Genomic DNA, 14,445 nt, shown 5'->3' with positions numbered 1-14,445 from the left:
GGTCGTCTCGCACGCCCCACACGTGACGGCCGCCGCGGTGGCGGCCCGGCTGGCCGAGGCGTCGGAGACGGCGCTCGGGCTGTCGGGGCAGGGAGTGCGGGACGTGACCCGCATCGCCGCCAGCGACCCGTCGCTGTGGACCGGCATCCTCGAGGGCAACGCGCTGCCCGTCGCCGAGGTGCTGGAGGCGCTCGTGGCCGACCTGAGCGCCGCCGCACGGTCGCTGCGCGCGCTGGCGGGCGACGGCGCGGCCATGGAGCAGGTCACCGATCTCCTGGCGCGCGGCGTGCGGGGGACCGGCAGGATCCCCGGCAAGCACGGCGGCCCGGCGCGGACGTACGCCGTGGTCCAGGTGCTCATCGGCGACCGCCCCGGCGAGCTGGCCCGCCTGGTCCAGGCCGCCGGCGAGACGGGGGTCAACATCGAGGACATCCGCCTGGAGCACGCCACCGGGCTGGAGCTCGGCGCGGCCGAGCTGTACGTCCGGCCGGAGGCGGCGGAGACCCTCACCGAAGGCCTGCGCGAGCGCGGCTGGCAGGTGCCGGCCTGACCCGGTCTCCCGGCGCGGCCGACGAGGTCAGGGCGGCCACCGGCCCTGAGACGGGGCCGGGCTCGGGGGCGGTGTAACGGCGCAGGCGGGGGATCGCCCAGGCGATCGCCGCCACGGTGGTCACGGTGAGCAGCCCGCCCGCGCAGATCACGACGCGCGGGCCGTACTCCGCTCCGGCAGCGCCGTGCAGCACGTTCGCGATCTGCGGCCCTCCCACCAGCACCACGGTGAGCGCGCCCTGCACCCGTCCGCGCACGACGTCGCCGGTGTGCGTCTGCACGATCGTGGTGCGGAAGGTGCTGAGCACGAAGTTGACCGCGCCACCGAGCGCGAGCGCCGCCAGCGCGATCCACAGCTCGGCGGCCAGGCCGGCGAGCACGACGGCGAGTCCCCACGCGACGGCGGCGCCCGCCACGAGGGCGCCGTGGCGCCGCGCGCGGGTGAACGTGCCCGACAGCAGCCCGGCCGCGAAGACCCCGGCCGGATAGGCCGCGTACAGCAGCCCCGTCTCCGGGCCCCCGGCCGTGCCGCCGAAGACGTGACGGGCCAGCTCGGGAAACAACGCCGAGGGCATGCCGAAGACCATGGCCGCGAGGTCCACGGCCAGCACCGCCACCAGCAGCCGGTCGGACGCCAGGTGGCGGAACCCGGCCGACGTCCGGCGGGCCACCGAGGAGCCTCGTCCGCCGTCCGCCGCGCTCTCAGGAGGTAGCGGCGGCAGCATGGCGACGGCCCACACCACGGCGAGCAGCGCGACGGCGTCGAACAGGTACAGCATGCCGAGCCCGACGACCGGGACCAGCACCCCGGCGAGCATCGGCCCCAGGACGGACCCGCCGTAGCGGACCAGCGAGCTGAGGCTGTTGGCCGCCGGCAGCAGCTCGGCCGGGACGAGGCGGGGCACGGCGGCCCCCGTCGTCGTCATGACCGTCCCGTAGGCCAGCCCCTGGAAGGCCACCGCCACCAGCAGGACGGGGACGGAGCGGCCGCCCAGTGACGCCTGCGCCCACAGCGCCGCGTACGTCAGCGCCAGGCTGAGATCGGCGGCCAGCAGGATCGTCCGCCGGTCCATCACGTCGGCGAGCGCGCCGCTCCCCAGCGCCGCCGCGACCAGCGCGGCGAACGACACCCCTGCGGCGGCTCCCACGGCCGCCGACGAGCCGGAGACCCTGAACAGCTGCGTCGGCACCGCGACCACGCTGAAGGACCCGCCCACGGCGCAGATCACCGAGGCGATCCACATTCGCCGGAACGCCGGGACGGCCAGCGGCCGGCGGTCGACGCCGAGAGTCCGGGAACGGGGCGGCCGCACCGTCGTGGCGCTCACCGCGGGCTCTCCTCGGCCGCCGTGGATTCCTCCTCCGCCACCACGTCGGCGACCACGCAGGCGAGGTTGTCGGGGGCTCCGGCGGCGTACGCGAGGTCGATCAGCTCGTCGACCGCCTGCCGTGGGCCGCCGGGACCGGTGAGCGTCTCGCGCAGCACGCGGGCCGGCACGACTCCCGGCAGTCCGTCCGAGCAGAGCAGGTACCGGTCGCCGGAGGCCGCGTCGTGCGCCGACAGGTCGGCCGGAGAGGCTCCCGTGCCGGTCAGCGCGCGCACCAGCAGCGAGCGCCGGGGGTGGGAGACGGCCTCCTCCGGGGTGAGCCGGCCCTGGTCGATCAGCGACTGCACGTACGTGTGATCGTGGGTCAGCTGGAACAGGCCACCGTCGCGCAGCAGGTACGCCCGGGTGTCGCCGATGTGCACCAGTCCCAGCCGCGCCCCGGACCACACGAGCGCGGTCAGGGTGGTGACCGCCTGCCCCGACGGGGTCGAGGCGGCGACGTCCCGGATCGCGCGCTCGGCGTCGCCGACGGCGTCGGCGAGCGCGCCGAGCAGGTCCTCGGGGGACGGGGACACGGTCCGCAGGCGCTTGAGCGCGTCGACGGCCGCCGCGGCGGCGCGGTCGCCCCCCGGGCCGCGCATTCCGTCGGCCACCGCCAGCAACCCCTCGCCGGCGTACGCGACGTCCTCGTTGCTCGTCCGCACCTGCCCCGGCTCCGACCGGGCGGCGTACCGGATCCCCAGCGTGGTCGTGGTGTCCTCCACGGCGCCGCCCCTTCCCGTTCCAGACAGGTGATCGACGAGGAAGGCGGCGAGCCGGCCGCGGGCAGCGGTCTCGGCGGTGACCTGCCGCCAGTAGGCCGCCACCGCTTCGGCCGCGTCCGGCGCGGGCAGGTCGCACACCTGCCGGATGCGCGCCAGCGGCATGCCGAGCCGTCGCAACCAGGCGATCAGACGGGCCTGCTCCAACTGGCCGGGGTCGTAGTAGCGGTATCCCGACTCGCCGTCCACCGCGGCCGGGCGCAGCAGCCCGAGCTCGTCGTACAGCCGCAGCGCCTTGGGCGACAGCCGGGCGGCCCGCGCGAACGTCCCGATGGTCAGCAGCTCCCCCACGACTCCTCCTCGTCCCGGCCGCCATGGCCGGTGCGACGATGCTGGCGCTTCACCCAGGGGCAAGGTCAACACGCGCCGGACCCGGGCGTGGATCGATCGCGCGCGGGAAGCCCGGTCCGGCCGCCGATGCACGCTTTCCGGCCGTATCCCGGTAGCCTCGGGGACGACGATTCGAAGGGGAGAAGGAGAGCCGGTGTCGGGTCTGGTCGTCGCCATGGACGGTCCCTCGGGATCGGGCAAGTCGAGTGCCTCGCGGGGCGTCGCGCGGGCGCTGGGCCTGCGATACCTCGACACGGGCGCGATGTACCGCGCGGTCACCTGGTGGATGCTCCAGCGGGGCGTGAACCTGGAGGACGCCGCCGAGATCGCGGCGAGGGCCGCCGAGCCCGCGCTGGTGATGGGCACCGACCCCGACGCGCCGGGCGTCACCGTGGACGGCGCCGACGTCAGCGGGCCGATCCGCGGCGTCGAGGTGACCGGCGCGGTGTCGGCCGTGAGCGCCGTGCCCGAGGTCCGCCGCCGCCTGGTGGCCCTGCAGCGGGAGATCATCGCCGAGTCCCTCCCCGGCGGGGGGATCGTGGTCGAGGGCCGCGACATCGGCACGGTCGTCGCGCCGGACGCGCCCGTCAAGATCTACCTGACGGCGAGCGCCGAGGCCCGCGCCCTGCGCCGTACGGCCGAGCTGGACGGGACGACCGTGGAGGCGCAGAAAGCCGCGATGGCCCGGCGCGACACCCTCGACTCGACGCGCAAGGCCGATCCGCTGGCGAAGGCCGCGGACGCGGTGGAACTGGACACGACGCCGCTGGACCTGGACGAGGTGATCGCCGAGGTGCTCCGGCTGGTCAAGGAGCGGGTCTGACGCCCGCGTGCCCCGCCTGACCTCCCCCGGCGCCGCGCGCCGCGTTCCTGAAGGAAGCCGGGGCAGGCCACGCGGTGCGACATACGAACGAGCCCGGCCCCGTAGACGGTCCGGGGTGGCCGGGGAGAACGGAAGAGCAGCCGATGAGGCAGGGTATGGACGTGACGGGGGAGTACGACGAGGACGAGGGCGGCTGGATCGAGGCCGAGCTCGCCGAGCTTTCCGCCGAGGAGGCGGAGCGGGAGCCCGACTCGGGCCCGCTGCCGGTGGTCGCCGTGGTGGGGCGCCCCAACGTCGGCAAGTCGACGATGGTCAACCGCATCATCGGCCGTCGTGAGGCGGTCGTCGAGGACGTGCCGGGCGTGACCCGCGATCGGGTCACCTATGAGGCGACCTGGCGGGGCCGGCGCTTCACGCTGGTCGACACCGGCGGCTGGGACCCGGACGCGACCGGCATGGCCCTGCGCATCGCCGAGCAGGCGCAGATCGCGGCCGAGCTGGCCGACGTGATCCTCTTCGTGGTGGACGCCAGTGTCGGGGTAACCGACTCCGACGAGGCCGTCGGCGCGGTCCTGCGCCGGTCGGGCAAGCCGGTCGTGCTGGCCGCAAACAAGGTCGACAACCAGCAGATGGAGCTGGAGGCGAGCGGGCTGTGGTCGCTCGGCCTGGGCGAGCCGCACCCCGTCTCGGCCCTGCACGGCCGCGCCAGTGGCGACCTGCTCGACGTCGTGCTCGACGCGCTGCCGGAGACGCCGCCGCAGACGTTCGGCGCGCAGCGGGGCCCGCGCAGGATCGCGCTGCTGGGCAAGCCCAACGTGGGCAAGTCGTCGCTGCTCAACAAGCTCGCCGGGGAGGAGCGGGTGCTGGTCGACCCGATGGCCGGCACCACCCGTGACCCGGTGGACGAGCTGGTCGAGCTGGGTGGCACGACGTACCGGTTCATCGACACCGCGGGCATCCGGCGGCGCGACCGCGAGCTGAAGGGCGCCGACTTCTATGCGGCCATGCGCACGCGGGCCGCGCTGGAGCGGGCGGAGGTCGCGGTCGTGCTGATCGACGCCTCCGAGGTGCTGACCGAGCAGGACCTGCGGATCATCGGCCTGGTGATCGAGTCGGGCCGGGCGATGGTGGTCGCGTTCAACAAGTGGGACCTGGTCGACGAGGACCGGCGCTACTACCTGGAGAAGGAGATCGACCGGCAGCTCGTCCGCACGCCCTGGGCGCTGCGGGTGAACATCTCGGCGAAGACCGGTCGCCACGTCGAGAAGCTGGCACCGGCCATCGAACGTGCCCTGGACTCGTGGGGCACGCGGGTGCCGACGGCCCGGCTCAACCAGTTCCTCACCGAGCTGGTGCAGGCCACCCCGCCGCCGGTGCGCGGGGGACGGCAGCCCAAGATCCTGTTCGCCACTCAGGCGTCCACCGAGCCGCCGAAGTTCGTGCTGTTCACCTCGGCGTTCCTGGAGGAGACCTACCGCCGCTTCCTCGAGCGCCGCATCCGCGAGGAATTCGGCTTCGCGGGCTCCCCGATCGACGTGACGATGAAGATCCGGGAGAAGCGCAAGAAGAAGTGACCCTGGCCGGACGGGTGGCGGCCAGGGTATGGCGTGACCTTGATGGTTGCTTGATGATGCCGGTATGCGCGGATGGGGACCGGTATGGGGTGGAGCCGGGGTCGCGGTGGCGGCCCTGGCGGCGCTGGGCGTCTACCTGTCGCAGGTGGGGCTGGACAAGGCGGACAAGCTTGCCAGCGTGATCGGGCTGTTCGTCGCCCTGGCCGGGCTGGGGGTGGCGGTATACGCGCTGATCGCCGAGCGGAGCGGCGGTGGCGGCGGTGTGCGGCAGCGAGCCATCGCCACCGGGCGTGGCCGCGTCTTTCAGGCCGGCCGCGACATCGACACCGGGCGGCCGCGGCGGCCCGGAGGTAGCGACGACGATGCCGTGGCGGGTGGCGCCGCCGCAGGCGAAGCACCCTCGGTGCGGCAGCGGGCCACGGCCGCCGAGGACGGCCAGGTGGACCAGGCCGGCCGCGACATCAACGAGCGGTGAGGCCGTCGCGTGGGTCACGCAAGGTGATCCAGCATGCGGAGGGTTCGGGGCTGGCCCGGATCTATCAGGCGGCCGGGGACCTGATCGTGTATGGGGGCGAGGAGTCGTATCGGTGGGCGTTGTGGCCTGAGCCGGTGCCGCCTCCGTCGGTGGGGGAGGCGTGGGCGCAGCCGAGTGAGTTGCTGCGGGCCTCTCATGGCCTGATCGCCTTCACCGGCCGCCGTGGTCTGCTGGCGGAGCTGGCGGACTGGCGGGATGCGCCCACGGGGCAGAAGGTGGCGGTGCGTCTGATCCATGGGCCGGGTGGGCAGGGCAAGAGTCGGCTGGCCGGGCATGTGGCGCAGCTGTGGGCGCGGCAGGGGTGGGTGGTGCTGGCGGCCCATCACCGGCGTGATCGCTCCACCGCGGCGGAGTTCGAGGTTCCCGCCTTGGACGGGGCGGCCGGGGTGTTGGTGGTGGTGGACTACGCCGAGCGGTGGGACATCGCCGATCTGCTCACCCTGTTGCGTGATGCGCATGTGTCGGGGCGGGTGCCGGTGCGGGTGTTGTTGCTGGCCCGCCCGGCCGGCACCTGGTGGGACAGCCTGAAGGGGCGGATGCGGCGGGATCTGGGTCTGGCGCCCAGCAGGGGGGAGCTGGAGCCGCTGGAGCGGGAGAGCGGGATCACGCGTGCGGGGCTGTTCGCCGCGGCTCGTGATCGCTTCGCCGAGCTGCTGGGGGTGCCCGGGGCCGGCTCGGTGGCCGCGCCGCCCGCGCTGGAGCGGCATGAGGCCTACCGGCTGGTGCTGAGTGTGCACATGGCCGCGTTGGCGGCGGTGCTGGCCGCCGAGCGTGGTCAGGATGCGCCCGTCGACCCGGTGCGGGTCTCGCAGTTCCTGCTGGCGCGTGAGCGGGATCACTGGGAGGCGATGACCTCTGCGCGCCGGGACAGACCCCTGGCGACTTCGCCGGAGGCGATGGGGCAGGTCGTCTATGTCGCGACGCTGACCGGTCGGCTCGGCTATGAGGACGGCAAAGCCGCCCTGGCACGCGCCGAGGTCGAGTCCACCCAGGCGATCGGGCAGCTGCTGAAGGACCACGCGGTGTGCTACCCGCCCGCCGGGCCCGCTGCACCGGAGGGGGTCTCGGCTCCTCATACAAGCGCCACGGTGCTGGAGCCGTTGTATCCCGACCGGCTGGGTGAGGATTTCATCGCCTTGTCCGCCCCCGGCCATTCCTGCGATTTTCCCGTCGACCTGTGGGCGCAGACGGCGCCCGCCCGGCTGCTGGCCCCGCCCGCCGGCGCCGATGGCGGACCGGGCGAGGAGGGCGAGGTGCCGGTGTGGGCGCGGCATGCGGTGACCACGCTGATCGAGGCCGCGCACCGATGGCCCCACCTGGCGCAGCGGCAGTTGTATCCGCTGCTGGCCGATGCCCCTCATCTGGCGGTGCACGCCGGGGGCGCTGCCCTGGCCAGGCTGGCAGCCCTGGACGACATCGATGTGGGGCTGCTGACGGCCATTGAGGCGATGCTGCCCGGTCATCGGCACATCGATCTCGACATCGGGGCCGCCGCGGTAGCCACCCGCCTGGCCGGGCACCGGCTGGCCGCCGCCACCGATCCGGTCACCCGTGCCCACATCCATGACGACCTGGCTGTCCGTCTGCTCTACGCGGGGCTGCACGCACGCGCCTTGGCCGAAGGCGACCAGGCCGTCCGGCTCTGGCGCCGGCTCGCCGCGCTGGACCGGGACGTCCACCTGCTCGGCCTGGCGATGTCGTTGCACAACCACGCGCATCAGCTGGCGGAGGTCGGGCGGCGGGCCGAGGCGGTGCCGGTCAGCGCGGAGGCCGTCCGCCTCTACGGCGAGCTGGCCGAGCTGGACCGGGACGCCTACCTGCCCGGCCTGGCGATGTCGCTGGACAACCACGCCGGCCGGCTGGCGGAGGTCGGGCGGCGGGCCGAGGCGGTGCCGGTCAGTGAGCAGGCCGTCGGCATCTACTTCGAGCTGACCGACCGCGACCCGGGCGCCTACCTGCCCGCCCTGGCGTTGTCGTTGAACAACTACGCTCTGCGGCTGGCGGAGGTCGGGCGGCGGGCCGAGGCGGTGCCGGTCAGTGCGGAGGCCGTCCGCCTCTACGGCGAGCTGGCCGAGCTCAACCGCAACGCCTACCTGCCCGATCTGGCGGGCTCGTTGAACAATAACGCTGTGCGGCTGGCGGAGGCCGGGCGGCGGGCCGAGGCGGTGCCGGTCAGTGCGGAGGCCGTCCGCCTCAGCGCCGAGCTGGCCGAGCTGAACCGGGACGCCTACCTGCCCGCCCTGGCGGGCTCGTTGAACAATCACGCTGTGCGGCTGGCGGAGTCCGGGCGGCGGGCCGAGGCGGTTGGGGTCAGTGAGGAGGCCGTCCGTCTGCGCCGGGAGCTGGCCGAGCTGAACCGGGACGCCTACCTGCCCGACCTGGCGATGTCGTTGAACAACCACGCGAACCGGCTGGCGGACGTCGGGCGGCGGGCCGAGGCGGTTGCGGTCAGTGCGGAGGCCGTCCGTCTGCACGGCGAGCTGGCCGAGCTGAACCGGGACGCCTACCTGCCCGGCCTGGCGACCTCGATGAACAACCACGCCGCCTTGCTGGTGGGCATGCGGCGCCGGGCCGAGGCGCTTCCCTTCAGTGAGGAGGCTGTCAGGCTGCGCCGGGAATTGGCCGAGCTGAACCGGGACGCCTACCTGCCCAGCCTGGCCATCTCGTTGAACAATTACGCCGCCTTGCTGGGGGAGGTCGGGCGGCGGGCCGAGGCGGTTGCGGTCAGTGAGGAGGCCGTCCGTCTGCGCCGGGAGCTGGCCGAGCTGAACCGGGACGCCTACCTGCCCGGCCTGGCGGCCTCGTTGTACAACCACTCTCTGCGGCTGGCGGAGGCCGGGCGGCGGGCCGAGGCGGTTGCGGTCAGTGAGGAGGCCGTTCGCCTCTATGGCGAACTGATCGAGCTCGACCGGGACGCCCACCTGCCCGACCTGGCGATGTCGTTGAACAATTACGCCGCCTTGCTGGGGGAGGTCGGGCGGCGGGCCGAGGCGCTGCCGGTGAGTGAGGAGGCCGTCCGTCTGCGCCGGGAGCTGGTCGAGCTGAACCGGGACGCGTACCTGCCCGACTACCTGCAAAGTCTCGTGGTCCGAGGATATGCGCTGATCGAAGACCGCCGATTCCGTGCCGGTATCACCCCGCTGATCGAGGCGTTGGTGCTGTCGCGGGTACTGCCCGAGGACGTCGCCCAGGGCATCGTCCGCGCGGCCGCCGACCTGCTGCGTCGCGCCTATGCGGAGGACACCGCCGCTGTGGCCGACGAGTATCTCGTTCTCACCGGCGAGGAGTTCCCGGCTTGGATGAAGGAATGACCCCCGCCACCTCTACCGGCTCCTCGGCCTCGGCTTGAAGTAGTGCGCGACCATGTAGGCGGTGACCTGCGTGCCGATCTTCGCGCCCTGCACGTCCGCCGTGCGGGTGTGGATGCCGCCCCATACCCGGGCCTCGACGACCTCGGCGAGCGCCTGGGAGAAACCGCGGAAATACCTGGTGGTACCCGAGCCGGCGCTGTAGCCGCTGAAGGGGATGTCGTCCCGGCCGAAGAAGTGTCGCAACGCCGACATGCTCGCGGCGGTGAAACAGGTGTGCCCGGACGTGTAGTCGGGGTGCGGCGGCGTGACGAGCAACGGCGTCCATTCGGGGTCGGCGGACGTCTCCGGGTTGCCGTCCGTGTCGGCCAGCCGGATCGCGGTGATCGGCCGCCAGAAGCTCCACGCCGCCTTCTCGTTGTAACAGGCGATCGTGGCGTCGGCTTCGGCCAGGTCGACCATCGCGAACATCCGCGCCGTCTGAAGGGTGTTCAGCCGCTGCCGCGTCGCGAGCTGACGCTTGATCTCCCATTCGGCCAGATGCCGGTCGTGCCACCAGATCGCGGCCTGCGTCTGGTCGGCCGTCCTGACCGTGCTGGTGGCCGAGCCGACCGTCTTGAGCTCGTTGATGTCCCGGGCGTACCGGCGGCTGGTGAGGGCCGGCGGGCCGGCCGTACGGAACATGGACGCCCTGGGGATGAGGAACGGCTTGAGGTGACCGACCCATGCCCCGTCCGAGGCGAACGTCGGCGGCGTCGGCCGCCACTGACCAGGGCGGCTGCCCACGGGCCAGGTCTGGTCGCCGAACGCCCCGTCGTCCCGTCGCGCGGCGATCATCGCATCGGCCGCCTGAGTGCCCACGGTGATTCCACGCTGTTTCGCCGCACCGTCGGGTATTTCGCCGAGCGACTCGTCGTACTGGGTCTTCAACCTCGCCTGCTGGTCGGGAAACAGCGCGTTCAGCACCAGGTAACCCGCGGTCGCGACGGCCGCGTCCGTCGATTCGGTGCCGTTGGCGGCCGGTGCGACCAGGTATGGCTGATAGGGAGCACCGGCGATCGCGTTCACCGCGTCGTAGACCGCCCCGTGCACCATCGCGAAGCTGCGCGCCTGGACCTGCGGCTGCTGACCGGCGATGTCCCAGATCGCGGTCTGAGCGTTACGGTCCCAGACGACGACGGCGTTGGCGGAGGAGCCCGAATCCCTCGCGTACGCGGGGGACGGGCCAAGTGCGATCGGCGACCCGGCGGCGATGACCCCGGCGACGGCCGCCCAGACGACAGGGGGTCGCAGGGCGGCCGCGCGGCATGCGGCGAGTGGGCTGAACATGAACGCAAACTACTATGCCGCTGAAAAACGCTATAGAGGCAAATGCGCGGAAAACCGATATCGACCCGACCGGAAATGAACTCCGGCAACTGTGCGCCATTTCCATTCTCGTACACCTCTCTGCTCGCCGGGGCGCGCTGTACGGCCACGCCGCGGCCGTCGCGTAACTTTCAACGCGTCCGGGGACGTCCGCCCCGTCGTCGACCACGCGTGACCAGGGTCGTTGCGCCGAGACGCCCTTCCGGGCGAGACCGGCTTTACGTGTGTCGTTGACAGCCAGGCGGGGCCGGGCTGACACTTTCGGCGTCTTTCCGATAATTTCGCCCGCACGAAGGGCCTCGACCACCGTCGATCCGGGTCACGAGCCGCGACATGGTCCTCAGGCCGGCGACCGCGTGACGATGGCCGACCTCCGCCGCACGGTGGCCGTCACCCCGGCCGCCGGCATCACAACCCGGTCGCCGTGGGCCCGTTGAGGAGGAAGTACGTACATGACTCAGATCCCCATTCGGACGAGAAGCCGCGGGCGCGGCGGTGTGCGGGTGTTGATCGGCCGTGTCTGCGCCGTGGCGCTGGCCGCGGCCGTGGCGCTGCTGCCCGGCGTCGCCCACGCCGCCGTGACCACGAACCAGACGGGCACCAACAACGGGTACTTCTTCTCGTTCTGGACCGACAGCCAGGGCACGGTCTCCATGGAGCTGGGCTCCGGCGGCAACTACAGCACGTCCTGGCGCAACACGAACAACTTCGTCGCCGGCAAGGGCTGGAAGCCCGGCACCCGCAGGACCGTGACCTACTCGGGCAGCTTCAACCCCTCCGGCAACGCCTACCTCGCGTTGTACGGCTGGACGCGGAGCCCGCTGGTGGAGTACTACATCGTCGACAACTGGGGCACCTGGCGGCCCACCGGGACGTACAAGGGCACCGTCACCTCCGACGGCGGCACCTACGACATCTACCAGACCACCCGCTACAACGCGCCCTCGATCGACGGCAACCAGACCTTCAACCAGTACTGGAGCGTCCGCCAGCAGAAGAGGACCGGCGGCACCATCACCATCGGCAACCACTTCGACGCGTGGGCCCGCAACGGCATGCCCCTGGGCAATCACGATTACCAGATCCTCGCCACCGAGGGCTACCAGAGCAGCGGCAGCTCCAACATCACCATCGGCGGCACGACCGATCCCTCGCCCTCGCCCTCGCCCTCCCCCCGCCCCTCGCTCTCGCTCTCCCCCCGCCCCTCGCCCTCGCTCTCGCCGGGAGGCACCGGCGCATGCCGCGTGTCCTACACGAAGAACGAGTGGAACAACGGGTTCACCGCCGAAGTGGCCGTCACCAACACCGGCAGCGGCACGATCAACGGCTGGACGCTGGCCTGGTCCTTCTCGGGCGGCCAGCAGGTCACCAACTCCTGGAACGCCACGGTGAGCCAGAGCGGCTCGTCGGTGACCGCTCGCAACGTGTCCTACAACGGCTCCCTGGCCCCCGGCGCCACCACCTCGTTCGGCTTCCAGGGCACCTACTCCGGCGGCAACCCCAACCCCTCGGCCTTCAGCCTCAACGGCTCGGCCTGCGCCACCGGCTGACCGGTACGGCCGTGCGTCACGGCACGGCGACGCGCGCGGGGAGCGGGCGCCCACGGGCCCCGCTCCCTCGCCGCAGGCGGCCCGCGTCCGCTTGCCGCGAGCGGTGGAGAGGCTCCGCGACGACGCCCGGCGTGACGGGGACGTCGACGGGGAGGAGCGCCACGAGCGGCTTCCGGCCTGCCTGAGCGAGCAGCTCATGGGCCCCGAGTCGTCCGATTTGGATACGCCACCGCGACTGCTCGCGGGTCCGAACCGTCTGCCAGACTTCGACTGATCGAGGCCGCCGGGGCCTCTTGGTAGGGAATGCCCTACCCCCGGGACTGCCGTCCGCCGGATCGATCTTCGGTGGGCGGCTCAATAGCGTTGGAGACATGCGCAGACTCCTCTCCCGCCTCGGCGGCGACACGATATACATCCTCGTCGGCTTCCCCCTCGCGACGATCACTTTCTGCCTCACGGTGGCCGGCCTGTCGGCCGGCGCCGGGCTCCTGGTGGTCTGGCTCGGCGTGCCCGTCCTCGCCCTCACCCTCCTCATAGCCCGGGGGATGGGCGACGTCGAACGGCTCCGCATGCGCGCGGTGCTGGGCCAGGAGCTGCCCCGGCCGCGGTACCCCACGTCCCCGCCCGGAGCCGGGGTGTTCCGCAGGACCGTGACCCCGCTCGCCGGGGGGCAGCCCTGGCTCGACGCGCTGCACGCGCTGCTGGCCTTCCCCGTCGCGGTCGTCGCGTTCTGCGTGACCGTCACCTGGTGGGCCGTGACGGTCTTCGGGCTGACCTACCCGCTGTTCGGGTGGATCTTGTCGAGCATTCCGGACAACCACGAGCTCCCCGAACTGCTCGGCCTCGGGCGCGGCTACGTCGTCAACAGCGTCTTCTACGTCGCCATGGGGGCGGTCTTCGCGCTCACGCTTTACCCGGTCGTCCGCTCCTGCGCGCTGATCAAGGCGTCGCTGGGCCGGGCGCTGCTGACCGGTGTCGCCGCCCTGCAGGAGCGCATCGACGACCTCACCGAGGGCCGCCAGGCCGCCGCCCACGCGGAGGCGAACGCGCTGCGCCGCCTGGAGCGCGACATCCACGACGGTCCCCAGCAGCGCCTGGTCCACCTGGCGATGGAGCTGTCGCGGGCCCAGCGGGAACTACAGAAGGACGCCACCGCCGCGCACGACACGATCGGCAAGGCCATCAGCGCCACCCGGGAGACCCTCGACGAGCTGCGGGCGCTGTCGCGCGGCATCGCCCCGCCGATCCTCGCCGACCGCGGTCTCGCCCCGGCGCTCGCCGCCCTGGCCGGTCGCTGCACCGTCCCCGTGGAGCTGGACGTCCAGACGGCCGAGCGGTATCCCGCGCTCGTCGAGAACACGATCTACTTCGTGACCGCCGAGACGCTCACCAACGTGGCCAAGCACAGCAGGGCGACGTCCTGCTCGGTCGGGCTGACCAGGATCGGCGACACGCTCATCCTCACGATCGGGGATGATGGGGTCGGCGGCGCCCACGTCGCCAAGGGACACGGTCTGTCCGGCCTGGCCGACCGGCTGCGGGCCGTCGACGGAGAGCTGTCGGTGCGGTCGCCGGCGGGCGGGCCGACACTGATCACGGCGGAGGTTCCGTGCGCGTAGTGGTGGCCGACGACGCCGTCCTCATCAGGGAGGGGCTCGTCCGCCTGCTGGAGGAGTTCGGCTGCGAGGTCGTCGAGACCGCGGGCACGGGGGAGGGCCTGGTCGAGGCGGTGGCCGCCCACCGGCCCGACGTGTCGGTGGTCGACGTGCGGATGCCGCCGACGTTCACCGACGAAGGCCTGCGCGCCGCCGTCGAGGCGCGCGAGAAGGTGCCGGGCACGCCCGTGCTGATCCTTTCGCAGTACGTCGAGGTGTCCTACGCCGACGACCTGCTGGCCGACGCCCGGGGTGCGGTCGGCTACCTGCTGAAGGACCGCGTGGTCGACGTCGAGGAGTTCATGGACGGCCTGCGGCGCGTCGCCGCCGGGGGGACGGTCTTCGACCCCCAGGTCGTCGCCCAGCTGATGGTGCGGCGGCGGCGCGACGACCCGCTGGCCTCGCTGACGCCGCGCGAACGCGAAGTCCTGGAGCTGATGGCCGAGGGCAGGTCGAACCCCGCGATCGCCCGCCGCCTCGTCGTGACCGAGGGCGCGGTGGAAAAGCACATCCGCGGCATCTTCGCCAAGCTCGGCCTGCACGCCGAGGACGGCGACCAGCACCGCCGCGTCCTCGCGGTGCTGGCCTACCTGCGCTCCTGACC

At 72.6% G+C, this 14,445-nt stretch carries 11 protein-coding genes; 8 read left to right on the top strand and 3 right to left on the bottom strand.

Features of this window, described 5'->3' with window-relative positions; genetic code table 11:
- Positions 1–550 (top strand): prephenate dehydrogenase dimerization domain-containing protein (locus AB0J39_RS10200; protein WP_363463077.1); only part of this gene is annotated, 550 nt, incomplete at its 5' end.
- On the opposite strand, the gene AB0J39_RS10195 is transcribed toward AB0J39_RS10200, so the two are convergent.
- Together AB0J39_RS10195 and AB0J39_RS10190 are read right to left on the bottom strand one after the other, a co-directional pair.
- A complete protein-coding gene (locus AB0J39_RS10195; protein WP_363463076.1) occupies positions 507–1,877 on the bottom strand; it encodes an MFS transporter in 1,371 nt (456 codons plus the stop codon). The two genes, AB0J39_RS10200 and AB0J39_RS10195, sit on opposite strands and share 44 nt — an antisense overlap.
- Complete coding sequence (locus AB0J39_RS10190) at positions 1,874–2,989, bottom strand: MerR family transcriptional regulator (protein WP_363463075.1); 1,116 nt, start codon at positions 2,987–2,989, stop codon at positions 1,874–1,876. Before AB0J39_RS10190 ends, AB0J39_RS10195 begins: the two co-directional genes overlap by 4 nt.
- 214 nt (positions 2,990–3,203) lie before the next feature.
- Between AB0J39_RS10190 and cmk the strand changes: the two genes are divergently transcribed.
- The 4 genes from cmk (at position 3,204) to AB0J39_RS10170 (ending at position 9,271) form a co-directional block, all read left to right on the top strand.
- Positions 3,204–3,851 (top strand): (d)CMP kinase, encoded by a 648-nt coding sequence (gene cmk, locus AB0J39_RS10185; protein ID WP_363463080.1) that lies wholly within the window; start codon positions 3,204–3,206, stop codon positions 3,849–3,851.
- A 143-nt stretch (positions 3,852–3,994) separates the two neighbouring features.
- Positions 3,995–5,425, top strand: a complete 1,431-nt coding sequence (gene der, locus AB0J39_RS10180; protein ID WP_363463074.1) for a ribosome biogenesis GTPase Der — start codon at positions 3,995–3,997, stop codon at positions 5,423–5,425.
- A 64-nt stretch (positions 5,426–5,489) separates the two neighbouring features.
- Positions 5,490–5,900 (top strand): hypothetical protein, encoded by a 411-nt coding sequence (locus tag AB0J39_RS10175; protein WP_363463073.1) that lies wholly within the window; start codon positions 5,490–5,492, stop codon positions 5,898–5,900.
- Positions 5,897–9,271 (top strand): tetratricopeptide repeat protein, encoded by a 3,375-nt coding sequence (locus AB0J39_RS10170; RefSeq protein WP_363463072.1) that lies wholly within the window; start codon positions 5,897–5,899, stop codon positions 9,269–9,271. The genes AB0J39_RS10175 and AB0J39_RS10170 overlap by 4 nt, the downstream gene beginning before the upstream one ends.
- A 12-nt stretch (positions 9,272–9,283) precedes the next feature.
- On the opposite strand, the gene AB0J39_RS10165 is transcribed toward AB0J39_RS10170, so the two are convergent.
- Positions 9,284–10,597 (bottom strand): hypothetical protein, encoded by a 1,314-nt coding sequence (locus AB0J39_RS10165; protein WP_363463071.1) that lies wholly within the window; start codon positions 10,595–10,597, stop codon positions 9,284–9,286.
- Positions 10,598–11,088: 491 nt separating this feature from the next.
- On the opposite strand from AB0J39_RS10165, the gene AB0J39_RS10160 reads away from it, so the two are divergent.
- From AB0J39_RS10160 to AB0J39_RS10150, 3 genes are all read left to right on the top strand, one after another.
- Complete coding sequence (locus tag AB0J39_RS10160) at positions 11,089–12,186, top strand: glycoside hydrolase family 11 protein (protein WP_363463070.1); 1,098 nt, start codon at positions 11,089–11,091, stop codon at positions 12,184–12,186.
- 371 nt (positions 12,187–12,557) lie between these two features.
- Complete coding sequence (locus AB0J39_RS10155; RefSeq protein ID WP_363463069.1) at positions 12,558–13,805, top strand: sensor domain-containing protein; 1,248 nt, start codon at positions 12,558–12,560, stop codon at positions 13,803–13,805.
- Positions 13,796–14,443 (top strand): response regulator transcription factor, encoded by a 648-nt coding sequence (locus AB0J39_RS10150; protein WP_363463068.1) that lies wholly within the window; start codon positions 13,796–13,798, stop codon positions 14,441–14,443. Before AB0J39_RS10155 ends, AB0J39_RS10150 begins: the two co-directional genes overlap by 10 nt.
- Positions 14,444–14,445 lie beyond the last annotated feature (2 nt).

It is taken from the genome of Microbispora sp. NPDC049633, assembly GCF_040675265.1.
GTDB classification, from domain to species: Bacteria; Actinomycetota; Actinomycetes; order Streptosporangiales; family Streptosporangiaceae; genus Microbispora; species Microbispora maris.
This window is presented reverse-complemented; position numbering and strand designations above follow the sequence as displayed.